Annotated in this window: 16 protein-coding genes; 14 read left to right on the top strand and 2 right to left on the bottom strand. The window is 47.5% G+C overall.

Features of this window, described 5'->3' with window-relative positions:
- Positions 1-143 precede the first annotated feature (143 nt).
- The 13 genes from mnmA to GC130_RS01720 all read left to right on the top strand — a co-directional run bounded on the left by mnmA (position 144) and on the right by GC130_RS01720 (position 16,343).
- The gene (gene mnmA, locus GC130_RS01660) at positions 144-1,262 is read left to right on the top strand and encodes a tRNA 2-thiouridine(34) synthase MnmA (RefSeq protein WP_151996516.1); all 1,119 of its coding nucleotides are present in this window, start codon (positions 144-146) and stop codon (positions 1,260-1,262) included.
- Entirely contained in the window at positions 1,246-1,944 is a 699-nt protein-coding gene (locus GC130_RS01665) for a hypothetical protein (RefSeq protein WP_151996517.1), read from the top strand. The genes mnmA and GC130_RS01665 overlap by 17 nt, the downstream gene beginning before the upstream one ends.
- A complete protein-coding gene (locus GC130_RS01670) occupies positions 1,931-3,586 on the top strand; it encodes a S8 family serine peptidase (RefSeq protein ID WP_151996518.1) in 1,656 nt (551 codons plus the stop codon). The genes GC130_RS01665 and GC130_RS01670 overlap by 14 nt, the downstream gene beginning before the upstream one ends.
- Positions 3,587-3,598: 12 nt before the next feature.
- Positions 3,599-4,273 (top strand): ribulose-phosphate 3-epimerase, encoded by a 675-nt coding sequence (gene rpe, locus GC130_RS01675; protein WP_151996519.1) that lies wholly within the window; start codon positions 3,599-3,601, stop codon positions 4,271-4,273.
- A complete protein-coding gene (locus GC130_RS01680; RefSeq protein WP_151996520.1) occupies positions 4,273-6,657 on the top strand; it encodes a TonB-dependent receptor in 2,385 nt (794 codons plus the stop codon). The genes rpe and GC130_RS01680 overlap by 1 nt, the downstream gene beginning before the upstream one ends.
- A gap of 52 nt (positions 6,658-6,709) precedes the next feature.
- A complete protein-coding gene (locus tag GC130_RS01685; RefSeq protein WP_151996521.1) occupies positions 6,710-7,300 on the top strand; it encodes a penicillin-binding protein activator LpoB in 591 nt (196 codons plus the stop codon).
- 123 nt (positions 7,301-7,423) lie between these two features.
- Entirely contained in the window at positions 7,424-8,833 is a 1,410-nt protein-coding gene (locus GC130_RS01690) for a COG3014 family protein (protein ID WP_226940361.1), read from the top strand.
- 131 nt (positions 8,834-8,964) lie between these two features.
- On the top strand, positions 8,965-9,486 hold the full coding sequence (locus GC130_RS01695) for a DUF4168 domain-containing protein (protein WP_151996522.1): 522 nt from the start codon (positions 8,965-8,967) through the stop codon (positions 9,484-9,486).
- 120 nt (positions 9,487-9,606) lie between these two features.
- Positions 9,607-10,221, top strand: coding sequence for a hypothetical protein (locus GC130_RS01700; RefSeq protein WP_151996523.1), 615 nt, complete (start codon positions 9,607-9,609; stop codon positions 10,219-10,221).
- A 60-nt stretch (positions 10,222-10,281) separates the two neighbouring features.
- On the top strand, positions 10,282-11,241 hold the full coding sequence (locus GC130_RS01705) for an FKBP-type peptidyl-prolyl cis-trans isomerase (protein ID WP_151996524.1): 960 nt from the start codon (positions 10,282-10,284) through the stop codon (positions 11,239-11,241).
- Between the two features lie 53 nt (positions 11,242-11,294).
- Positions 11,295-12,416, top strand: coding sequence for a hypothetical protein (locus GC130_RS01710; RefSeq protein ID WP_151996525.1), 1,122 nt, complete (start codon positions 11,295-11,297; stop codon positions 12,414-12,416).
- A gap of 100 nt (positions 12,417-12,516) precedes the next feature.
- The gene (gene gyrA / locus GC130_RS01715; protein ID WP_151996526.1) at positions 12,517-15,069 is read left to right on the top strand and encodes a DNA gyrase subunit A; all 2,553 of its coding nucleotides are present in this window, start codon (positions 12,517-12,519) and stop codon (positions 15,067-15,069) included.
- A 77-nt stretch (positions 15,070-15,146) separates the two neighbouring features.
- Positions 15,147-16,343, top strand: coding sequence for a hypothetical protein (locus GC130_RS01720; RefSeq protein ID WP_151996527.1), 1,197 nt, complete (start codon positions 15,147-15,149; stop codon positions 16,341-16,343).
- 54 nt (positions 16,344-16,397) lie between these two features.
- On the opposite strand, the gene GC130_RS01725 is transcribed toward GC130_RS01720, so the two are convergent.
- The gene (locus GC130_RS01725) at positions 16,398-19,433 is read right to left on the bottom strand and encodes a DNA polymerase III subunit alpha (RefSeq protein WP_255471483.1); all 3,036 of its coding nucleotides are present in this window, start codon (positions 19,431-19,433) and stop codon (positions 16,398-16,400) included.
- A 178-nt stretch (positions 19,434-19,611) separates the two neighbouring features.
- On the opposite strand from GC130_RS01725, the gene GC130_RS28505 reads away from it, so the two are divergent.
- On the top strand, positions 19,612-21,492 hold the full coding sequence (locus GC130_RS28505; protein WP_193217730.1) for a DEAD/DEAH box helicase: 1,881 nt from the start codon (positions 19,612-19,614) through the stop codon (positions 21,490-21,492).
- Between the two features lie 40 nt (positions 21,493-21,532).
- Here GC130_RS28505 and GC130_RS01735 read toward each other — a convergent pair whose 3' ends face one another.
- Entirely contained in the window at positions 21,533-24,652 is a 3,120-nt protein-coding gene (locus GC130_RS01735) for a glycosyl hydrolase (RefSeq protein WP_151996528.1), read from the bottom strand.
- Positions 24,653-24,703: the final 51 nt, after the last annotated feature.

The following is a 24,703-nucleotide window of genomic DNA, read 5'->3' on the forward strand; positions in this document are numbered from 1 at the left end:
GAACATAAAGTTTTTCCCAAAAACTTATCGTAATTTTGTGCCACAAGCGAACCATTTCCGTTCGCTTCGTCTTTTTGAGGGACGTCCTCAGAGACTTAATCGATGTAAAAGTCAGGCTTTGAACCTGGCGAAAGACACACTTAATGAGTAAACACGGAAGAGTACTGGTGGCCATGAGCGGTGGTATTGACAGCTCCCTGGCAGCCGTGATGCTTCATGAGCAAGGCTATGAAGTCATCGGAATGACAATGAAAACCTGGGACTATGCGTCCGCAGGCAGCTCCAAAAAGGAGACAGGCTGTTGCAGCCTCGATTCCATCAACGACGCACGTAATATTGCCGTCAACCTGGGTTTCCCTCACTACATCCTGGACATCCGCAGTGAGTTTGGCGACTATGTGATCGACAATTTCACCACCGAATACCTGGCAGGTCGCACACCCAATCCATGCGTATTGTGCAACACGCACATCAAATGGGAGGCGCTGCTGAGACGAGCCGACAAGCTGGATTGCCAGTTTATCGCCACCGGCCACTACGCAAAGGTGAGGCAGGAGAATGATCGTTATATTATTTCCAAAGGAAAGGACGAAAACAAAGACCAGTCATATGCTTTGTGGGGAGTGGGACAGGAGAGCCTGAGCCGCACGATGTTTCCACTTGGGCACCTGCGCAAGCCTGAAATAAGGGAAATGGCCAGTGAAAGAGGTTTTATAGACCTTGTGAACAAATCTGAGTCATACGAAATCTGCTTTATCCCCGACAATGACTACCGTGGCTTCCTAAAAAGGAGGGTGGAAGGCCTTGAGGAGCAAGTCGACGGTGGTGAGTTTGTGCTGGAAGACGGCACGGTGCTGGGTAAGCACAAGGGCTATCCTTTCTACACCATCGGTCAGAGGAAAGGCCTGGGTATTACTTTGGGGTATCCGGTTTATGTGACCGAAATTCAAAAAGAGAAGAACAGAGTCGTGCTGGGCACCTTTGACGAACTGTCCAGAGACGGCATGTACGTGAAAGGCCTCAACATGATGAAATACACTGACCTTACCGGCCAGCGTTTGGATACTATTACCAAAGTGCGTTACAATGACGACGGTGCACCAGCCGTCATTGAGCAGGTAGGCGACACCATGAAGGTGTTCTTCGGCAACGGAGTCAACGCTATTGCCCCAGGGCAGGCGGCGGTTTTCTACGAAGGCGACGACGTAATAGGTGGTGGCTGGATTCAGTCAAGTTTCAGACAACATGCCAAGGCTGTTTAAAATACCGACACTATGGGTTCTCCTGATCGCTTCAATGAGCTGTCAGGAGGAAACCATTGTGCCAGACACTTCCAGGCTGGGTGCCGACTTTTTCCCAATGGAAAAGGGCCTTTTCTGGGAATATGAGGTCGAACTTACTACCTACAACCTGCTCGACTCCATGCCTTCCCACTACTTTCTCAGGGAAGTGGTAGCGGACACTTTCACCGATTTATCAGGCAGCCTGAGCTACAGGCTGGAGCGGTTTAGCCGGGAAACAGCCGAAGTTGACTGGCAACTCGACTCTGTCTGGACGGCAAGACTTTCTCCTACTCAGGCGGTTCGTATTGAAAATAATGTACCCTTTATCAAGCTGACTTTTCCATTGGCTGAAGGCAAAGAGTGGAATGGTAATGCATTGAACAACAGGGGAGAAGAGTCCTATCAGGTGAGTGGGCTTGGGGCGGCCCTTGAGGTGGGAGACACCACATTCGAAAACACGCTCACAATCCTTCAGCGAGAAGTGCTGGACACTATTGTCTTCCAGGATGTGAGAAGAGAGTACTTTGCCAAGGAGATTGGATTGGTGAAAAAAGAATTTATTCAGCTAAATTACTGCAGTACAGAGGAGTGCTTTGGTCAGAAGATCATAGATTCTGGCCGGAAATTATATATGGAACTTGTTGCACATGGTAAAGAGTAGAGGAGCTCTGACTATTTTGATTTTACTACTGTCCGGGCTTTCGCTGAAAGCTCAGGTCAACCGGTATGTTGTTCAATTTACAGACAAAGCAGGTAGTGAATACACGGTGGACCGGCCGGAAGATTTTCTTTCAGAGAAAGCGATTCTGAGAAGGGAAAAGGAAGGGGTTGAGGTTGGCGAAAGCGACTTGCCGGTTAGCCAGACTTACCTCGATCAACTGGCCGCAACCGGCGTTGAAGTGTACCATACCTCCAAATGGATGAACCTGGCGTTGATCCAATGCAACGTCAACAAGGTGCTTACGGTAGATGCGTTGCCCTTCGTTTCACGGGTTGAGCTGGTGGCACCAGGTGCTCGTTTGACGAAAGAGGAAACCGCAAACGGCCGGTTCAAAAGCAAAAGCGCTACAGGCAGGGTACTCGCCACCACGGAATTTCAAAACAGTCTTCTTTCGATTCAACACATGCACAGGCAGGGATTCTACGGGCAGGGCGTGCTGATTGCCATATTTGACGGAGGTTTTGGAGGCGTTGATGCCGTTCCGTTTTTTGAGGACGTTCGCAGCAGTAACCGAATAATACAGACATACGACTTCGTCACGAACGGGCAACAGGTATACACATTTGATGATCATGGCACCAGGGTATTTTCTACCATTGGGGCTAAAATGGTCCAGATAGAAGGCAAGGACACCACACTGATTTTGGGCACAGCTCCCGCAGCAGATTTTGCCCTTTTCGTGACGGAAGATGTGAAAAGCGAGTATCGGATCGAGGAATACAACTGGCTTTTTGGCGCTGAAAAGGCCGATAGCCTCGGCGCTGACATCATTCATACTTCGGTGGGCTATAATGTGTTCAGCGATTCGCAAATGAACTACACAAAGGCACAAATGGATGGCAAAACGGCTATCATCACTCAAGCTGCCAACCTCGCTGCCGACAAGGGCATTTTTGTAGTGGCCAGCGTAGGCAACGAAGGAAGTAATAGCTGGAAAAAGGCCACAGCGCCAGCCGACAGTCCCAAGGTATTGTCGGTTGGGGCAGTTGACAACAGCGGCAAGCTGGCGAGTTTCAGTTCTATCGGCCCCACGGCCGACGGTCGCATCAAGCCGGATGTTGTGGCGCTGGGGGTTTTCGCTACAGTGGGGGCAGAGAGCGGCTCGCTGATCACTGCGAATGGCACCAGCTATTCGGCTCCTATGGTCGCCGGTTTTGTGGCCGGATTGATACAGGCAGAGCCGGAAAAAACAAGGGAAGAGCTCTTTAACGATATTCTGAACTCAGCCAACAGGTCAACCAATCCTGATACCTTGTTTGGCTACGGTATACCTGATTTCGTCAAAGCAACGGGCGGAAAAATCCTTTCAGTGGATGATGTGATCAACGACAAGGTGAAGGTATACCCCAATCCGTTTACGGAGAACAGGCTGAGTATAAAAATCAATAATGAACTGGCTATCAATAGCCTCTCTGTGCAGATGTTCGATGCCAATGGGAAGATGATTGCCCAAAAAGAATACAATAGCTACGACATCAACGACGTTGTTATATTTGAATTTTCGGGCACAACTCCCGGAGTTTATTTTTTACGGTTGTCGTCAAGCACATTTGAGAAGCAGGTAAAACTGCTCAGATACTAAGAAAACCTATTCATGAACTTTCCACTTATTGCCCCCTCCATACTTGCCGCCGACTTTGGTAACCTTCAGCGAGATGTGCAAATGCTCAACAGCAGCAAAGCCGATTGGCTGCACATCGACATCATGGACGGTACCTTTGTACCTAATATCTCCTTCGGGTTTCCGGTCACAGCAGCCATCAATAAGCACACGAAAAAGCCTCTCGATTTTCATTTAATGATCGAGCAGCCCTCTCGTTATTTCAAACAGTGTGTAGAGACCGGTGCCGAGGTGATTTCCGTGCATCATGAAGCCTGCCCAAACCTTCACAGGGTGTTACAGGAAATTCGTGAGCTGGGCTGCAAGGCAGGTGTGGCGCTCAACCCGCATACTCCCGTAAATGTGCTGAAAGATATCATGGAGCTGACCGATATTATCTTGCTAATGTCGGTGAACCCCGGCTTTGGAGGTCAGAAGTTTATTGAACGAACTTTCCAAAAGGTGAGAGATGCCAAAGAGATGGTTCTCAACGCCGGTACGCATACCATGATCGAAATAGATGGTGGTGTAAACATGAACAATGCAAAGGAGCTTTGCCAGGCGGGAGCAGACATTCTGGTGGCTGGCAACTTCGTTTTCAGTGCATCTGATCCATTGGCAACAATCGCCCAACTTAAAACTGTGACCAGCGAGGAAAAATTCGTTTGATGCGCAGGAGCTTACTTACCATTACTTTTTTAGCTTTTTCTTTTGCCATCTGGGCACAACAAGCCTGCATCCAGGGCATTGTGCTCGATTCCCTGAATGTGCCGCTACAAGGCGCTACTATATCTGTTCCATCCCTTTCTAAAGGAACCAGTGCTGAAAAAGACGGCACGTTCCTGTTATGCCTGGAGCCTGGCAATTATCAGCTTGAAATAAGCTTTGTAGGCTATAAGGCAGTTCAAAAACCAGTGTCCCTTGCCGCAGGCGATAGTTTGGTTATCCAGGCCACGTTGAATGAAGATAAAACGCTTCTGGCCCAGGTAACTGTGGTAGGCAAAAGAGAGCTGGGCCCTCCAAGGGCTGGAGAATTTCGTGTATCGAGCAAAGAGTTGGCAAATTTCCCTGCAGCCACAGCAGATATTTCGAGGATATTGGCCACGCTTCCTGGCGTGGTAGCCAGCAATGAACTGTCTTCCAGTTATTCCGTCCGAGGTGGTAACTTCGACGAGAACCTGGTGTACGTGAATGATATTCCGGTCTACAGACCTTTTTTGGTAAGGGCAGGCCAGCAGGAGGGACTGGGTTTTGTCAACCTCGACATGGTGTCGGGAATTACCTTCTCATCCGGTGGCTGGCAGTCGAAGTACGGAGATAAGCTGTCATCCGTGCTTAATGTTGGCTATAAAAACCCCGTTGAGCAAGCTGGATCGGTCAATCTGGGGCTATTGGGTGGCTCAGCCCATGTGGAGGGCGTGAGCAAAAATGACCGGGTAAACTACACTGCTGGCGTTCGTTACAAAAACTCCCGGTATTTGCTCAACACGATTTCCGTGAAAGGCCAATACTTGCCTCGTTTCGCTGATTTCCAGTCTCTTGTTTCCATCAAGCTGGGCAAACAAACAGAAGCACACAAGCAAAAGATTTCAATCCTTGCTTCCTACGCCCAAAACAGGTACTTCACAAAGCCAGAATCACAGGAAGTCGAATTCGGCACGTTTGGCAGGTCATTCCGCATGGTAGCCGCTTTCGATGGTAAAGAGGTACTTGACTACGACATTTATCAAACGGGCGTAAAGTGGAGCAACACCTGGGATGATAAGTTCAATCTGGATGTGATTGCTTCAGGTGTTTATACTGCTGAGAGAGAATACTTTGAAGTGGAAGGAGCGTATAGGCTCTGCGATGTGAACAACAACCCGGCTAGCGACCAGTTCAAGGACTGCGTGGTGATTCTTGGCGTTGGCAGCAATTACCACTACGGCCGCAACAAGCTGCAGGCGACGCTTTTGAATACTGAAAGCCGGTTTTCAGCTCGCTGGAACGACCTCCAGCTAACAGAAGCTGGCATTGGTGCCAGAAAGGAAAGAATAGAAGACGTGCTGAATGAGTACATCTTTCAGGATTCTTCCGGTTATGCCAGCACCACCGACAGGGTTTGGGCAGAAAACCTTGTAGACGGGTACCATGTGACGGCGTATTTGCAGCATACAGTCTTTTCGAGAGATTCGATCCATATTCTGAATGCAGGTGTTCGTACAGCCTACTGGACGGTAAACGGACAGATGCTCGTGAGCCCGAGGATGCAATATGTGTTTACGCCGACCTGGTCACGCAAAATAGCCTTTAAAGCGGCAGGAGGTGTTTATCAGCAGCCACCTTTTTACAGGGAAATGCGGAACAGGCAGGGTGTTATTAACCGTGACCTGAAGGCTCAAGTGTCGTACCATGCCCTGGCTGGCATGGACTATTCATTCCGAATGAACGGAAGAGACTTTGTCTTCTTTTCTGAGGCCTATGTCAAATACCTGGATCGCCTGGTTCCTTACGACATCGACAATGTGCGTCTTCGTTACTTTGGCGACAACCTGGCCAGAGGGTGGGCTTACGGTGTTGATTTCAGAGTAAACGGCGAGTTTATTCCGGGCACAGAATCATGGTTTAGCCTCGGTTTGCTTCGAACCATTGAGGACATAGAAGGTGACACCCTCGGCTTTATTCGCCGTCCGTCAGACCAGCGTGTCACGCTCGGTATCTTCTTTCAGGATTACTTGCCCAATGACCCTAGCGTAAGAATTTACGTCAGTGCCCTCTATGGCAGTGGTTTGCCCTTTAGTGCTCCAAATAATCCAGCATATCGCAACTTTTTCAAAGGAGATGAGTATTACAGGGTTGACGTTGGTTTCACAAAGGTGTTTTCGAAAAAGAACGATGGTAAAATTTTCGGAGGGTTGAAGTCCATCTGGCTGACCGCCGAAATCCTCAATTTGCTCGGTGCTGAAAACACAATTTCGTACACCTGGGTGAAAGACGTCTTTAATCAACAATTTGCCGTGCCAAATTCATTATCGGCAAGGTTTTTGAATGTGAAGCTTTCAGGTAGATTCTGAGGTATTCTGCCTATTTTTATAAGTGATACAAGACAAACAAACAATTATGAGAATGCAATCAATAGTTAAAGCTTCTGTTTTTTCTTTAGCCGTTTTATTCATCGCCGCTGGGTGCTCGCAACGCACCGTTACCAGGGTAAGTCCCGATCAGCAAATTGACCTTAGTGGCCGCTGGAACGACACCGATTCCAAACTTGTGGCGGAGGAAATGATTCGTGATGTGCTCAATCGTCCATGGAGAGAAGACTTTAGCAGAGCAAAGAATGCCAAACCGGTGGTAATTGTTGGGCTGGTTACCAACAAAAGCCACGAGCATATTGAATCTGAAACTTTTATCAAGGACATCGAAAGAGAGTTCATCAACTCAGGCATGGTCAGAGTAGTACAAAATTCTGTTTTCCGTGAGAAAATGCGTGAAGAAAGAGCTGATCAGCAGGAATTTGCTTCGCCAGAAACCCAGAAGAAGTGGGGCGCTGAGTTGGGAGCTGACTTCATGCTGTTTGGCACGATCAATTCTATCGTTGACTCTTACAATAAAGAAAAAGTGGTGCTGTACAAAGTTGACCTTGAACTTGCCAATCTTCAAACCAACGAGAAAGTTTGGATAGGAGACAAGGAGATCAAGAAGTTCATAAGGAACTAATCTGACGCTATTCAAATATCGAAACAGAATAAGGTAACAAGCATCCGGTTGCCGGTGAGTAATATCTCCACAGTACCGGTTGCTTGCTGCTCAGTCTCAAAAAGCTCTTCAAAAACAATATCTGTGCGTTTTCCGATCAAAATCTTATTGCTTAGCGGCCTGCTGCTGGCTTCCTGTGCAACCTATTACCAAATGAACTATGAGTTCAACCAGAGTTTCGAGGCTGGTGACCTGGAGCAGGCAGCAAGAGTGTTGGAAAAGAACAAAAAGGCAGCCGAGGGAAAGGCCAGGTTCCTGTATTTTTTGAACCAGGGCATCGTTCAATCACTGCTCGGCAACTACGAAATCAGCAACGAAGCCTTTGAGCAAGCCTATATTTTCGGTGAGGACTATCGGATGAATTACCTCAATGAAGCAGCCTCGTTACTTACCAACCCTACGATGACAGAGTACAAAGGGGAAGATCACGAACATTTGTTGCTGCTGTATTACAAGGCTATTAACTATTTGAAGCTAGGCGACTATGAATCAGCATTAGTGGAGTGCCGCAGGTTAAACATCCGGTTGGGGACACTTTCAGACAAGTATAAGAACCCAGATAAATACAAGAAGGATGCGTTTGTGAACAACCTGATGGGCATTATCTATGAGGCATCTGGAGATGTTAACAACGCTTTCGTCGCTTACAGAAACGCCTACGAAACCTACGAAGGCGATTACAAGAAATTATTTGGCATGAGTGCTCCCGATCAACTGAAGGAAGACCTGCTCAGAACAGCGTATTTGAATGGTTTCAGTGACGAAGTTCGCCGCTATGAAGAAGTATTTGGCATGAAATTTACGCCTTCGCCAAGGAATGGGGGAGAACTTGTTTTCTTTTGGAACAATGGACTGGGGCCGGTGAAAGCGGAGTGGTCGATCAACTTTTCTGTTATTCATGGTCAGGGCGGTTTGGTTACATTTGCAAACAGCGATTACGGCTTTAACTTCCCTTTCTTCCTGGAAAGCAACGAAGAAGATAAGAAACAAGGGCTCGCAGCTCTGGAGTTTTTCAGAGTAGCATTTCCCAAGTATGTGGAACGCCCGGTGCTTTTTAACAGCGCCACGTTGTCAGCCAATGGGAAAAAGTATAACCTGGAAGCAGCCGAGGATGTCAACGCCATTGCGTTTAAATGCTTGCAGGAACGCATGCTGGCAGAGTTTGGTAAGTCACTGTTGAGGGTTGCGCTAAAAAAGGCTGCGGAATATTCGGTAAGAGGCGAGAATCAGGATCTGGGCGCCGCTATCGGACTTTTTAATGCGCTAACTGAAAAGGCTGATACCCGCAACTGGCAAACGATCCCACACACTATTTACTACTCAAGAGTGCCCTTGCCAGAAGGCGAGCAAAAAGTGCAATTGAACCTGGCTTCTGCAACAGGTAGGACGCAGCAGCAAGAGTTTACTTTCGACGTTCGTAAAGGAAAAACCGTCTTTCATGTTTTTCAGTCGTTGGAAGACATACCTGCCGCCAATCCTTACCGTACCTGGTAGTTTAGCACCATTCATTCGCCATTCATAGTCGTATAAGGGTATAAATACCTTTAGGAGTTGGTATTTAAGCAAGATTTCCCTTTTTTGGAGGTTGGAAAAAATTATAGTTTTAACAAAAACCAATAAATACAATGTTCAAAGCGATGACGAAGAAAGCGAAGTTAATGTTGATGTTAGCTTTTGTAGCTAGCCTTTCCCTTCAAAGCTCTTTTGCACAAGATGCCGATGCTGTAACCGATGAAGAACTGACGCAGTACGCTACTGTGATGAATAAAATTGACTCAATGAAGGAGGACCTGCAGGTTAGATACAATGAGGTAATCAAGAATAATGAGCTGATGGACGAGGGCCGAAGGTTTCTGGAATTGAAAAAAGCCTGGGGCGACGATGCAAAGCTAGCTGAAATTAGTGCCACAGACGAGGAGAAAGCGGCATATCAGGGAATTCTTGATGAGTATGATAACATGGTGGCGGAGTTTAAGGAAGTATATCCGAACTTGATAAAAGATGATTTGGGTGCGGCGTTGTATAACAAGGTCAGGAACGCAATGAAAAGCGACACTGAACTTAAAACAAAATACGACGAACTACTTGCCAGTATGCAAAGTACTGACGAAGGCGATAGCGAAACCGACGCCGGCGGGAGTAACTAGTCAAACATGAAAACTTAAGGGCTGTTATCAGCCCTTTTTTTATGCTTACTGAAAATCAACTGGTGATTTATAATTAGTAAGTGCTATATTTAAAGGATCACTTAATATCCGCCTAACCTCATGTTGACAGAATTCGAAATTGAGACAATGATGGAGATTCCGGCCATCCTTGAAGCCACTCAGAAGTTAAAAAAAGACTTTATCAGGACTGATGCGCCTTACCTTGAGATAGGTGATCATGATTTCTTCGGGCTTATCATGCTGGCCCCAACAGTGGGGGTGGCGCTGGCCAATGGAAGTGTGAGCCTGTTTGAAGAGCTGGCGTTGAATAAAAAGGCCAGGAAGGCGTCAAAAGGCGGCTATTTTCTCAAAAAGGACCCCACTGTGTATGCCATGAAATTTTTGCTCGACAACTACACCAAGTGGGAGGAGAAGTTCTTTGACGTGCTCAAGATAGCGATGAACAGTTCCTTCGATATCGACAAGCTAAAGACAAAAGAGGCTGCTGTTGTCGACGGCGACTACGACCAGTACAAAAGGAATGTGCTGAATACACCGTATATACTCATTCGGTTTATCTCCTCCTTTTTCCTTCAGGACGACGAGCATATTATTCAGCGAAGATCCATGAATAAAACCGATTACGAGCGGCTTCTGGATATTGGACAGAAGCTTGACTTGCACAGAATTCCTGTTTTTCAGCAGTTTTGTCTGACATTCAAGGTAAAGGGGTAAAGGGCCCTGGATTGTTGGTACTATTTCTGATAGCATTTCGTTAGCATAAGAAAGATTTCCATGAATAAACTTTGTGTGTTGGCGGCGGGCGTGTGGCTGTTGATGGGACTGGCAGGCTGCAAGGACAAGGATGAGCCGCTACCGCTTCCTGAAGACCAGGATTTGACTATTCAGAACTATTTGGTAGAAAATGAGATAGACAGTGCCACAAAGTCGGATCAGGATTTCTATTATTTTCCTGTGGTAGAGGGAAACGCTATTCCCAATTCATCCAATATTATTTCGTTTTACTATACAGTAAAAAACATAGATGGCGTTGTTGTGGCTTCCCACACAGCCAGCAGCGGAGAGCCAATTAAGGCACAAAGAGATACCAAAACAATCTATCCTCCGGGGCTCGACGAAGCCCTTCAGATACTCGGCACCGGTGATAGCTATGTTTTTATATTTCCTTCGCATAAAGCTTACGGTGCTCTGGAGGTGTCGGGCGACCTGCCCGCCAATTCTATTGCCATCATCGAAATAGAAGTAGTGGCTGAGGAAAGCACTAATCAAATCAGACAAAAAGAACTGCAGTTGATCAACAACTACATCAGCGATTTTGAAATCAGTAATAACCCTGATACTGTCATTAATCTTGGTTCAGGGCTTTCTATCATCAAGACAAAAAGAGATAAACAGGCTGCCGAGGTGCCCTCGAGCGGCACTGTAGCGATTAATTGGGCCGGAAAATTCTTTAGCGGCGACTCTTTCGGCAGCGAATCAGGTTTTGAAGTGAATATGGGGGCTGATGAAGTCATTACAGGTTTGGAAGCAGGGCTGAACAATATGCGGCTTGGCGAGGAAGCTCAGCTGCTCATCCCGTCTGAAATGGCCTATGGAGCGAGCGTTCAGACGGTGCCGCATAGTGCTGGTTTTCAGGATTTACTGATTGAAAAGCAGATTATTCCTGACTACGGGGCAGTTATCCCACCCTACACGCCATTAATCTTTGTCGTAACTGTAGTTGAATATCAATAGTTGGGGCTTTTTCCTAAAAATTGATTAATTTCAAGGCTGGAAAATTAAACAGGTTGAAGTTATTTAAGCTTATTTTTATTCTTTTTGGTGTATGGATACTTTGCGCCGAGACTGCGCTTGGGCAAAAACCTGGATTTGTACCTCCACCACGCCGAAAGTCGAGCGACCTTTACAGAAACCCTGTGAGGGTGATGCTCAATCAGTTTTCTATCACCGGAACAACTGGTTATGGCCTGGCCATGTACAGCCATGAGCTTAACAATGTTTATTTCTATCAGTCGCAAAGCAATCAAATCATCGTTCCTATTGTTGATGGAGAGCCTGCCCCAACAGGAGTAATAGCAGGCAATAGCAACTGGTTCAACAGAAGCACCTACGGAGACACCCTGGATCTGACAAATTATTTTGAAGTGCCATACAGGCCTTTAGACGAGCCTGTATTCAATCCCGAGCTAAGGAGAGAGTTCAGTATGGCAACCGACACCATGCCATTGAAGTTTAGGTCATTGTCGCACAGTATCCCCATAGGAGTGGTTGTACATTTCAACTATCAGAATTTCCGGGCAGGAGCGGGGGCAACATTTGAAAGGCAGTATTTCACCTCTTTTAAGCCGACCGCTTTTAAAGAAACGATCCGGCCTTTCGAACCGGAGGTGTCTCCGGTGTTCTTCCAAAGGTATTTTGTCACGGTGGGCTACAAGTTCTACGATTTCTGGAGCTATTCTTTTGCCGGTGAAGCACAAATAGGCGTTTTGCGTGGGGGAGGTAAAATAAAAGGTGAGCAGCCCATTTATGACTATGCTGTGATACAGCGGGGGGCTTTCTTTAATTTGGGGGTTTCAATTGAAAAGAACCTTTCTGAGTATTTCAGGGTAATTGTGAAGCCCTCTTTTGACTACCACACATTCAATACCAACCTCGAAGAAGCCGGTATTGCTATTCCACATAAGCAGCAAACGTTCTTTATTCAAGCTGGTGTTTCTATCAATATTCCTGATATCCGGCGTTGCCCTTTGCCTTCCTGTGCCATTCAGTTGAAGCATGCACACAATGGCAACAACGAAATTGTAAGAGGCCAGCCCATCACAAAACATCAGAATCCAAAAATGGGGCAAAACCATAGAAAACTCTTCCGCTACAAGTGGAAAAACCGCAATAAAATTGAGCCTTATTAGGTCATGAAAATGATCACTTATCCATTGCATTTTTTTTAGTCGTCAACAATAATTTTAACTAACTTGCGCTCTGTTTTTTCGGAGCGTTTGAACATAATTTATGGCAGAAGAAGACAAGTCAAATATCATCCCAATTAATATTGAAGATGAGATGCGGGGTGCCTACATCGACTACTCCATGTCGGTGATTATTTCCAGGGCACTTCCCGACGTTAGGGATGGTCTTAAACCGGTTCACAGAAGGGTGCTTTTCGGCATGCTTGATCTTGGTGTGAACTACAACAAGGCATATAAGAAGTCGGCGAGAATAGTAGGTGAGGTACTGGGTAAGTATCACCCTCATGGTGACTCGTCGGTGTACGATACCATGGTACGTATGGCTCAGGATTGGTCATTGCGCTATCCGCTGGTCGATGGTCAGGGTAACTTTGGTAGTGTCGATGGCGATTCACCGGCGGCCATGCGTTACACTGAAGCACGACTGAAAAGAATTGCAGAAGAACTGCTTGCAGACATCAACAAGAATACGGTTGATTTTCAGCCCAATTTTGACGACTCGCTGGAAGAGCCTACTGTGCTACCCGGTAAGTTTCCTAACCTGCTGGTGAATGGAAGTAGCGGGATTGCCGTAGGTATGGCTACCAATATGGCCCCTCACAACCTGAGTGAGGTGGTGGATGGCACTATTGCCTATATCGACAACAAAGAGATTACTGTTGAGGAGCTGATCAAGTACGTAAAGGCACCTGATTTCCCAACCGGGGGCATCATATATGGCTACTCAGGAGTAAGAGCTGCGCTTGAAACAGGCCGGGGCAGAGTGGTGATGCGTGCCAAAGCTGAAATCGAGGCAATGCCGTCTGGCAGAGAGCAAATCATCGTTACGGAAATTCCTTACCAGGTCAACAAGGCCTCGATGATTGAAAAAACTGCCGCATTGGTAAACGAAAAGAAGATAGAAGGTATATCTGACATCCGTGACGAATCGGACAGGGACGGCTTCAGGATCGTTTATGAGCTAAAAAGAGATGCGGTTGCCAATATCGTACTCAACAAGCTGTACAAATATACTCAGCTTCAGACTTCATTTGGAGTAAACAATGTGGCGCTTGTTAAAGGACGTCCGCAAACGCTCAACCTCAAAGACCTGATTCACTATTTTGTTGAACACAGGCATGAGGTGGTGATCCGAAGAACACAGTTTGAGCTGGATGAGGCTGAAAAGCGTGCCCATATCTTGCTGGGTTACCTTATTGCTTTGGACAATCTGGACGAAGTAATCAACCTGATTCGCTCATCAAGGGATCCTGACACGGCGAAAACGGGGTTGATGGAGAAGTTTGGCCTGAGCGAAATACAAGCCAAGGCCATTCTGGAAATGAGACTTCAGCGCCTTACAGGCATGGAGCGTGAGAAAATCCAGAAGGAGTACGATGAAGTAATGGCGCTGATCGACAGGCTGAAGGAAATTCTGGAGAAAGAAGAGCTTCGTATGGGCATTATCAAAGACGAGCTCCTCGAAATGAAGGATAGATATGGTGATGAGCGTCGCACGGCCATTGAAATGGTTGGGGATGAATTCACCATGGAGGATATGATCGCCGACGATGAAATGGTCATTACCATTTCACATCAGGGCTATATCAAGCGTACACCCCTTGTTGAGTACCGGACACAGGGTAGAGGTGGAGTTGGCTCGAGAGGAGTGACTATGAAGGACGATGATTTCCCTGAGCACCTTTTTGTAGCTACAGCTCACAACTACCTGCTGATTTTCACGGCGCTGGGACGAGTGTTTTGGTTGAAAGTGTATGAAATTCCTGAAGGTGGTAAAGTAACCAAAGGAAGGGCGATACAGAACCTTATTAATATTGAGCCAAGTGATTCCGTAAGGACCGTTATTAACGTGAAGAATCTTTCTGATGCGGATTATATAAATAATAACTACATCATGATGTGTACTAAGTTAGGTACCATCAAGAAAACCTCGCTTGAAGCGTACTCAAGGCCAAGAACAAACGGTATCAACGCCATCAACGTGGTGGAGGGAGACCAGTTGCTAAGCGTGAGCCTTACCAATGGCGACAACCATATAGTGATCGCCAAGAGCAAAGGAAAGGCAATCCATTTCCACGAATCAGATGTGAGAGCAATGGGACGGAATGCGACTGGAGTGAAAGGCGTTACCAGAGAAGGAGTCGACGATGTAGTAGTTGGCATGGTTGCTGTATCAAGGGAGGACACCAACCTGTTGGTGGTTTCTGAAAAGGGCTATGGTAAGCGTTCTTCAATCGAAGACTACCGCATTACCAAGCGTGGAGGAAAAGGTGTTAAAACCATCAACATCACAGAAAAGACTGGTTCGCTGGTGGCTATTAAAGAGGTTGTGGATAGCGATGACCTGATGATTGTGAACCGTTCGGGTATCACCATCAGGATTTCGGTAGAGGTGCTGAGAGTGATGGGACGAAACACCCAGGGAGTGAGACTTATTAAGCTCAACGATACTGATGCGATTGCTTCGGTAGAGAAAATTGAAGCCATTGAGGAAGATGAAATAGCGGAAGAGGGTGGTGAAGTCGACGGCGAAAACACAAGTTCTGAAGCGTCAGAGGCTGAAAACGCTAATAACGATGAGCCACAAGACGAATAATTCTAAATGATTTGTAAATTTGTTCAATCGAACCAACCAAAGGAAATAAACTAAAACTGCAAAAGAAGATTATCACTATGAAAAACATGCTGTTACTTCTCGCTGGTGTGCTTTTGTTCACGGCGAGTTATGCTCAAAAAGGCAATGTGGTGAAGGCTGAAAGTCTCCTTAATAAAGGAGATGTTGCTGGCGCCAAAGCCGAGATAGATGTTGCTGTTACTATTGAAAAGAATGCAAGTAAGAGTAAGACCTTTCTTACAAAAGGGAAAATTTATAAGGCCATAGCAACGAGTGAAGATCCAGCAGTCAGTGGACTTATGGGGACAGAGGAGGCCATTGCTGAGGCTTCGGGAGCACTCAAAAAAGCATTGGCTATGGAGTCGGAAGGTTCGGTGAACTACAACTTTGCTGAATACGAAATAGAGGACTTTTGGAGCAAGTACCTGAATACAGGCGGAGAAGTTTATGGAGAAGAGGACTACAAAGGTGCGTATGAGAACTTTTACAAGGCATCTCTTATCAAGCCAACCGATTCACTGACGCTGTTTTATGCAGGTGTGGCGGCTCAACAGGCTGAGTTGACAGATGAAGCCATGACTGTGTATTACAAACTGATCGAGCAGGGCGACGCCAATGAGGACATCTATTCAACCATGGTGTACCTTGAGAGAAGCGAAAAGAAAAATGATGCTGCGGCTTTGGCACTTCTTGAAAAAGCGAAGGTGGCTTATCCTGAGAATGCGGACTTCATGCGTGAAGAAATCAACATTCTTATCGCTATGAAAAAAGGCCCCGAGGCCATTGAGAAGCTGAAAGGTGCTATTGAAAAGGAGCCAGACAATGCTTCGCTTTACCTTAATTTGGCTGTTCTTTATGATAACTTGAGCGTGGGCACTGAGGAAGCGGGAAATGCTGCTGAAACGCAGGATTTGATAGCTAAAGCTCAGACAAATTATGAAAAAGCACTGGCTATCGAGCCTGGTAACTATGTTGGGAACTTCAACCTCGGCGTTATCTGGGTGAACAGAGCCAAAGTATACTACGACAAGGCGAGAGCCATGGATTTGAAAACCTATCAGAAAGAAGGCGGTAAGCTGGTGGAAGAAGGTGATAAGGTATTGGCCAAATCATTGCCTTATCTTGAGGCGGCCCACGTTTCTGAGCCTGAAGACTGTTCAGTAATGGGGCCCCTAATGTCGGTGTACACACAATTGAAGAAGAATGCGAAGGCAGAAGAAATTGCTGATGCACAAGATGCTGCTGGCTGTAACTAATATTGTTTGACTTCGGTCGAAAAAGGCCCCGCTGGAGATACCGGCAGGGCTTTTTTATGCACTTTCCATTTTGATACTGGAAAGCAAAGCTTCCTTTTCCATTTCCGTCACCTCCAGACTATAGAAGCCAAATTCGTCAACTACTTTTCCTGTCAATCTGTAGAACCCTTTGCCACGGAAGGGATACTTCCTGGCAACCTGTGGAAAGTGCGTGGTGTCAATGAAGTTGCCTTCCTGATCGATGAACGTGCCAAAGTGCATAGCGTCCCCCTTGAGAGTACTGGTGTTTTTTGTAGCTATAAGGTAGCCCAGCATTGTGACGGTCTTCCCGAGAAAGTTTGGAAATTGCGACGCCATGACCGGCTGAAAGGGAATATCTCGCAATAACAAAAATGGGTCGCAGAGGGGGTAGCCGAGTAGATCCAGCTCGTCAAATGCATTGTCCAGGGGGTCAACAGTTAAGGCAGGAAGCTCGAAGTCTTTGATTGATGGAAGTCCGAACAACTGCTGCTCTTGCATTTTGCTTTTGCCGCCGCCCATTTTACCAAACATATAGTGCGACTCCCAAAGCAGCCGCTGTTTAGTCTTTCCAGTATAGCGAAGGGCGCCAACTCGTAGCAGAAGTGCAAGCTGATCCAGCGAAATGCCTGTTCTGCTGACAAGGTCTTCCAGACATAGAAAGGCTCCTTTTTTGGCCCGACTACCCAGCACCCTCTCGATGGTGTTCACTTCCAGGTCTTTCACTGAGCTAAGCCCGATGGTGACGGTCTTTTCTTTGATCGTCGTTTGGCTTTCGCTTTGATTCACGCAGGGAGCTTCGATAACGGCTCCATGCATTTTGGCTTCGTGGGCATAGAGCTCCGGCCTGTAGAATCCGCCACCGTTGTTGAGAGTGGCTACCATGTATTCCAGGGGGTAATATGCTTTCAGAAACAAGCTTTGGTAGCTTTCTACAGCGTATGAAGCCGAATGCCCTTTTGAAAAAGCGTAGCCGGCGAAGCTCTCAATCTGATGCCACACTTCTTCGGTCAATTTTCTTTCGTAGCCTTTTGCGGAACAATTGTTAAAGAACCGTTCCCTCACCTCCTGAAACTCTTCCCTTGATCGAAACTTGCCGGACATGCCCCGGCGCAATACATCTGCCTCGGCCAGCGACAGTCCTGCGAACATATGTGCCACTTTTATCACATCTTCCTGATAAACCATAATACCGTAGGTTTCAGGCATAATGTCCATCATCACCGGGTGGGCCTCTTTTCTTCGCTCTGGAAACCGGAAGCGGAGAATGTACTCCCTCATCATGCCCGACCGTGCCACGCCTGGTCGTATGATGGAACTGGCGGCCACCAACCCGAGGTAGTCTTCTACTTTTAGTTTTTTGAGCAGCATCCGCATAGCGGGCGATTCTACGTAAAAGCAGCCGATGGCTTTGCCCTCTCTAAGAAGCTCTTTCACCCTTTCATCCCGCTTGAATCTTTTGATATCGTGAATATCGATTTTTGGATCAGTCGGGTGGTTTTCGCTAATAATATTGATCGCTTCTTTTATTTTGCCCAGGCCACGCTGGCTTAGGATATCGAACTTGTATAGACCAACGTCTTCGGCAAGCACCATGTCGAACATGGTGGTGGGAAATCCTTTGGGGGGCAGGTGAGTAGCGGTGAAATACGTCATCGGTTTTTCACCGATAAGAATGCCCCCGGCGTGGATACTCAGGTGGCTGGGAAAATCGTGGATCAGCTGACTATAGCTCATGATTTTCTGGACCAGCGTATCGGGCACTTTCCCACTTTTTCGGCTGGTATTCATCTCCTCAATTTCGATGGAGGGAAGCCCAAACACCTTTCCTAACTCCCTGGCCACCGATTTGTATTGGAATGTGCTGTAGGTAGCCAGTAGAGCGGTGTTTGGAAAACGGTTGAAAATGTACTGAGTGATATCCTCTCTGTCTCTCCACGAAAAGTCGATGTCGAAGTCTGGAGGATTTGTTCTGTAAAGGTTAATGAAGCGCTCGAAGTAGAGATCAAGCTCAATCGGATCCACGTCGGTTATGTGAAGCAGATAGGCCACAATGCTGTTGGCACCGCTGCCCCGCCCGACGTAGAAGTAGTCTTTGCTGCGGGCGTACCGGAGAATGTCCCAGTTGATAAGAAAGTAGGCTACAAATCCCTTTGCACGGATAGTTTCCAGCTCTTTGTTGATGCGCTCCTGAATTTGTCGGGTGGGTTTTCCATAGCGATAGGAGACACCGTCCTGGCAAAGTTTGGAAATGAGCTGAAAGTCGTTTGCGTCGGAGCCGGTGTAGGTTTTTAGGTTTTGGTGGGGTCGGCCGTCACTGAAATCAAAAAATATCCCGGATTCACCGGCTATTCGTTTAGCATTGAGCAGCAGTTGTGGAGTTTCTTTGTAGATGGTTGCCAGCTCAGCAGGTGAGTAAAAACGGTCGACATCTCCGGCCACTTGCCAGGGTTCGAGCTTGCTCAGAAGGGCATTTTCAGCAATGGCTCTTAAAAGCCGATGTGTGTTGTAGTCTCTCTTGTGTCTGAATGTGGAAGTTGGCAATGCGATGAGCTTGTCTTTTGGAAGTGCCTCTTTCTGTAGGTGCAGATAGGTAACTTCATGCGGTTTGATGCCGACCCATTCATGAGGAAGCAAGTTGTGAAGGCTTTTTCTATAAATCTCCCACGGATAGATGACGGTGACATTTTGCCACGTTTGAGGCGCACCTCGGGGAATGGGGGGTGAGCCTTCTCTGAGGTGCTTTGAAAGGTGTTCGTTTATTTCCTGAAAGCCATCATTGTTCCTGGCGATGGCAACGTAGAGCTGCTGAAGGTGATTTCTGAAGTCAACCCCCAGAATGGGCCTGATGCCATATTTGGAGGCCTCCCTCACAAACTCAAGACACCCAGCCGTTGAATTGATGTCGGTCAGGCACAGTGTGAACACACCCTTTGTTCTGGCTTCTTCAAGGAGCTCGTTGGGGCTCATAGTGCCGTATTTGAAGCTATAGTAGGAGTGGACGTTCAGGTACAAGATGACGACGTTTAGATGCTTGGTGAAATTACTATTTATTTTAGCTATTTCATTCACAAGTACTATATATTTTAGTAAGCACTCCCAGGATTTGGATACACACCAGTGTGGCAGAGCGTTCCGCTTTATTCTAAATGGTGCGGATCCCAGAATAATATTTGCTACGAGCTATACTCAATAGCACAACTCCAAATAATTTGCTGTACCTTTGCAGCTTAATCTATATTAAGTTTTAATGAGTATATTTTCTGAGCTTGGGTTATCAGAGCCCTTGCTAAGGGTTCTTCCCGAATTGGGGTTTGAATCTCCTTCTCCCATCCAACAACAGTCCATTCCGTTATTAATAAGTGAGCCTATCGATTTTATTGGCCTTGCTCAAACGGGAACAGGAAAAACTGCGGCTTTTGGTTTGCCGCTGTTGGATCATGTGGATAGTAGTGATCTTACCACACAGGCGTTGATAATAGCGCCCACACGTGAGTTGTGTCAGCAGATTGCGGCACAGCTTGTAGCATTTGCCAAGTATTATCCCAATTTACGTATTCAGACAGTCTATGGTGGAGCGCCAATTGGCCCTCAGATAAAAGCCATAAAAGCCGGAGTGCAGATCATTGTGGCAACTCCCGGCAGACTCATCGACCTTATTGACAGAAAGGTGGTGAAAATTGAGACCATTGACATTGTTGTCCTTGATGAAGCGGACGAAATGCTCAACATGGGCTTTAAGGAAGACATTGACGCCATTTTGTCTCATACGCCTGAAGAGAAAGCCACCTGGCTTTTTTCGGCTACCATGCCTCGTGAAATCAGATCGCTGATCAAGAAGTTCATGAAGGATCCGGTAGAGGTTTCGGTGCAGTCGGGTAACGTGGTGAATACCAATATCGAACATCAGTATGCGGTGATCAGGGCGTCTGACAAAGCTGAAGTACTACGCCGATTTATCGATTTTCAGCCGGATATGCTGGGTATCGTTTTTTGCCGTACTAAAATTGATACTCAGAACCTGGCAGTTGAGCTTACACAAAGTGGCTACCACGCCGAAGCAATTCACGGTGACCTATCACAACAACAGCGTGATCAGGTAATGAAGAAATTCAAAGCCCATGCCGTACGCTTGTTGATAGCTACTGATGTGGCTGCCAGGGGCATTGATGTCAGCGATTTGAGCCATGTGATTCATTATTCGCTTCCCGATGATTCGGAATATTATACTCACCGGAGTGGTAGAACAGCAAGGGCGGGTAAAACTGGTATTTCTCTTGCGTTGATCACGCACCATGACATCCGTAAGATTCGCTTCATTGAAAAGAAGCTGGGCATTGGGATGAAAAAGGTGCAGGTGCCGGCAGTCAGCCAGATATTGAATAGCAGGCTTGAGCACTGGGCTGACAAAGTAATGGAAACTGAGGTAAACGAAAGCCTCGACATCAAAATTCACGAAAAGGTGGTAGCCATGTTTGCTGAGATGAACCAGGAAACCTTGCTTGCCAAGCTATTGTCCAGACAAATGGAGCTCATTGGCTATAAAGAAGTATCGGACAAGAACCTGAACGACGATCGTACCGGTGATCGGGGTAATGAGCGTGGCAATGACCGGGGCATGGAACGCCGGGGTGACCGCCGTGAAAGAGATGGCAGGAGAGATCGTAACGATTTCGGCAGCGAAAGAAGAAGCGACCGCAGAGACGAGCGTCCCGACAGGCGAAGCGACCGCCCTGATCGTGGCTTTGACAAGCCAGCCAGACCTGAAAGGCCTTCGAGACCTGAAAGAAGTGACAGGCCTGTGAGATCTGAGAGCAACGACCGGCCAGTGAGGTCGGAGAGACGGGAACGGACAAATAGTGAAACTGGTTCGGGACCAGCAGGTAAGGGTATGGATCGCTTTTTCATCAACATCGGAAGCATGGATCAGGTGAATAAGGGAGAATTGCTCAAATTCATTTGTGACCAGACGAAACTAAGAAAGGACGATATTGGGCAGATCCAACTCAACAAGAGCCATTCGTTTTTCGAAGTGGACGCCAAGAGCGCCGGCAAAGTGGCGAACAGCTTCAAGGGGCTTGTTATCGACGGCCGGGAACTGAGAGTCAATAAAGACGAACCGAAAGGATAAAACATAAAAAAAGCCTGGTATCGTCCAGGCTTTTTTGTTTCTATTTCTCTGTAATTATTCTGGGCACGTTTTCTTTTTCCAGCAACTTATTGAAAGCAGGGAAGTCAGTCGTCAATACTTCATCATACGGCTTTCTCAGTTCAATAAACTGTTTTTTGAGATCGTCGTAGCGCTCGAGCATGCCTGCCGTTGGTTTATTGTGATCGTCAATCACCACACCGTAAAGCCTGGCGATGTGGTTAGTGAACTTCCTCTCAAAATTAATTTCGTCCTGGCTGGTTTCAATCTGATTTTGGAAGATAGCATCTTCTGCTTCGGTCAGCTTCTTATTCAGCGCTGCTGCCTTATCTTTAATTTCGGACGAATAGCCAGCTTTTTCCGACCTTTCTGCAATAGCCTTTGCCTGCTCCCTGATCGCCCTCATGTTTCTGATCAAATCCTGGCTTTTGGTGATGTAGTCGGTCATTTCGGAAGCGAGATCAAATTGGGCCTGGTAGTCGGCTGTTGTAATGTGAGGCCAGCGAGGGTCTGCCTTTAACTCAAAGGTCTCGGTTTGGGAATAGTCTCCAGCCTTTAGTTTCACGGAGTAGGTGCCAGGCACAGCTTTTGGGCCTGGCGTTCTGTTGGCGCTGAACACCATCGCCATAAAGTTGTCAGCCATTTTCGGGCCGGGGTACATCAGGTTCCACGACAGGCTGTTCATGCCTTCTTTTATTTCGAGCTCTTTTTCTCCCTTAGCCTTGTCGGGCTTGCTTGAGTAAACTACCGGCGTGACACCTTTGGCATCCATTATTTCTAAAGTGACTTTGTCGTCGGTATTACTCACAAAGAAGTTGATATCTGCTGACCGCCCGTTCCAGCCTCCTACATTGGTTCGGTAGGTGTCTCTCGGCTTATAAAGGAAGGCATCCTTTGCCATCAGGGCATCGTTGAGCTGATGTAGTGGCGTCAGGTCGTCCAGTATCCAGAAAGCCCGGCCCTGGGTGCTGATGACAAGGTCTTTCTCATGCACCTCCATATCGGTAATGGGCGTTACGGGTAAATTAAGCTGAAACGGCTGCCAGTTTTTACCCTCATCGAAGGACATGTACATACCGAATTCTGTGCCGGCGTAGAGGAGCCCTTTTCTGTCAGGGTCTTCAGCAACGGCACGCACGAAGTGATTGGCAGGTATGCCGTTTTTGCCATTGGTCAGTGTCGACCAGGTAGCGCCAAAATCGTTTGTCATGAAAATGTAAGGACTGAAATCCTTCCTGCGGTATTTGTACACAGCCACAAACGCCCGCCCGGCCTGATGAGACGACAACTCAATCTTGTTCACAGTGCCCATAGCAGGCATGCCCGGAGGGGTGATGTTTTTCCACGACTTGCCGCCGTCTCTGGTGATGTGCACCAGCCCATCGTCTGAACCAGCCCACAGCTCGCCTTCATTGAAGGGTGACTCCTCCAGTGCAAAAATGCTTGAGTACACCTCCACGCCAGTGCCGTCGTGCTGAATAGGGCCACCAGGGATACCCAACGTTTCAGCGAACTTAGTGGTAAGATCCGGGCTTATCACATCCCACGACTGCCCTTTGTTGGTTGATTTGTGCACATAGTTGGAGCCGTCGTAAATGACGTTTGTGTTAAATTTTGAAATCAGCACAGGAAAATTCCACTGCCAGCGGTATTTGAGCTTTCTTTGCTCTGTACCTTCCGTGTAGTGAGGGTAGGCCGTTACCTGGCGCATTTCGCCGGTCTTTTTGTTGTAGAAAGTGATCTCGCCGCTATAGCTTGTTGCGTAGATGATGTCTGGGTTTGTTGGATCGACTGCCACATCAGCTGATTCGCCGCCGCCAACACCGAACCACTCTTCGGTATCAGTGAGGGAGCCGGATGAGTAGGAGGGAACGGAGATGGTGGTGTTGTCCTGCTGGCCGGCGTACAGGCGGTAGGGAAACTGATTATCGACAGTTACCCTGTAGAACTCTGAAGTAGGTTGGTTTTGCTGGTGCGACCAGCTTTTGCCTCCGTTGATGGAAACTGTAGCACCACCATCGTTGCAATGGATCATGATGTCCGTATTGTCGGGATTGATCCAGAGGCCGTGGTTATCGCCATGCGGCACTCTTATGCGGGTATCGAATGTTTTGCCACCGTCAATCGATTTGTAGAAGCCCACGTTGTTGACGTAAACCGTATTGGGATCTTTAGGGTCGGCGGTGATATGGGTATAGTACCAGCCTCGTTGGCGAAGTTCATGATCCCGATTGATTTTCTTCCAGGAATTACCGGCATCATCGGTTCGGTACACCCCGCCTTTGCTTTCGTCGGCCGTTTGTATCAGTGCCCAAACACGATCAGGTTGAGCAGGTGAAATGGCCAGTCCAATACGGCCAAGAAGGCCAGTTGGCAGTCCGCCTTCCAGCTTTTCCCAGGTCTCGCCCATGTCTTTGGACTTCCAGATGCCGCCTTCCATACCGCCGTCGGTCATGGCCCATGGCTTGCGGTCGGCCCGCCACATCGCCGCATACATGATGCGAGGGTTGGCGGGATTCATTTCAATGTCAATTGCACCTGTGCTGTCGCTGACGAAAAGGGTTTTCTCCCAGTTTTTCCCGCCATCAGTCGTTTTATATACGCCCCGGTCTGGGTTAGGACCAAAGGCGTTGCCAAGCGCCGCTACCATGGCCACGTCCGGGTTAGAGGGATGTATGATAATTTTGCCGATCTGCCCGGCATTGGGCAACCCAATAAAATCCCAGGTTTTCCCTTCGTCCATGGTTTTGTACACACCGATGCCAGGCGAAACATTGCCTCTGAGACAGGCAGAGCCTGTGCCGACGTAGATCACATTTGGGTCGGAAGGAGCCACGGTAATAGCACCAATAGAGCCCACCTGAAACTGGCCATCGGTAATGTTTTCCCAGTTCCAGCCTGCGTCGTCCGTTTTCCAAACGCCGCCCCCTTGCGATCCCATGTAGAAGGTGAAAGGATTTTGAGGTATGCCAGCTACTGCAGTAGCTCTTCCGCCTCTGGAGGGGCCAACTGACCTGTATTTCATTTCCGAGAAATACTTTTGGTCAATGGTTTTTGGAGGTTGGGTTGTCTGGGCTTTTCGTTGTGCGAGGGCGGTCACTGCAAAAGTCAATAGCAGTAAAGGGAACGCTAGTCTTTTCATGGTTAAGTTGTTTTCTATGGTTGCTAAGGCAAATTGAAAGATAGCGAAATC

This window comes from Imperialibacter sp. EC-SDR9 (genome assembly GCF_902498805.1).
Lineage (GTDB): Bacteria > Bacteroidota > Bacteroidia > Cytophagales > Cyclobacteriaceae > Imperialibacter.

What these genes read in the sequence shown, in the direction of transcription:
- GC130_RS01695 (WP_151996522.1), top strand. Translation starts at nt 8,965, where the DNA reads ATGTTCAAAGCGATGACGAAGAAAGCGAAGTTAATGTTGATGTTAGCT.
- gyrA (WP_151996526.1), top strand. Translation starts at nt 12,517, where the DNA reads ATGGCAGAAGAAGACAAGTCAAATATCATCCCAATTAATATTGAAGAT.
- rpe (WP_151996519.1), top strand. Translation starts at nt 3,599, where the DNA reads ATGAACTTTCCACTTATTGCCCCCTCCATACTTGCCGCCGACTTTGGT.
- GC130_RS01670 (WP_151996518.1), top strand. Translation starts at nt 1,931, where the DNA reads ATGGTAAAGAGTAGAGGAGCTCTGACTATTTTGATTTTACTACTGTCC.
- GC130_RS01720 (WP_151996527.1), top strand. Translation starts at nt 15,147, where the DNA reads ATGAAAAACATGCTGTTACTTCTCGCTGGTGTGCTTTTGTTCACGGCG.
- mnmA (WP_151996516.1), top strand. Translation starts at nt 144, where the DNA reads ATGAGTAAACACGGAAGAGTACTGGTGGCCATGAGCGGTGGTATTGAC.
- GC130_RS01735 (WP_151996528.1), bottom strand. Translation starts at nt 24,652, where the DNA reads ATGAAAAGACTAGCGTTCCCTTTACTGCTATTGACTTTTGCAGTGACC.
- GC130_RS01685 (WP_151996521.1), top strand. Translation starts at nt 6,710, where the DNA reads ATGCAATCAATAGTTAAAGCTTCTGTTTTTTCTTTAGCCGTTTTATTC.
- GC130_RS01680 (WP_151996520.1), top strand. Translation starts at nt 4,273, where the DNA reads ATGCGCAGGAGCTTACTTACCATTACTTTTTTAGCTTTTTCTTTTGCC.
- GC130_RS28505 (WP_193217730.1), top strand. Translation starts at nt 19,612, where the DNA reads ATGAGTATATTTTCTGAGCTTGGGTTATCAGAGCCCTTGCTAAGGGTT.
- GC130_RS01705 (WP_151996524.1), top strand. Translation starts at nt 10,282, where the DNA reads ATGAATAAACTTTGTGTGTTGGCGGCGGGCGTGTGGCTGTTGATGGGA.
- GC130_RS01700 (WP_151996523.1), top strand. Translation starts at nt 9,607, where the DNA reads ATGTTGACAGAATTCGAAATTGAGACAATGATGGAGATTCCGGCCATC.
- GC130_RS01665 (WP_151996517.1), top strand. Translation starts at nt 1,246, where the DNA reads ATGCCAAGGCTGTTTAAAATACCGACACTATGGGTTCTCCTGATCGCT.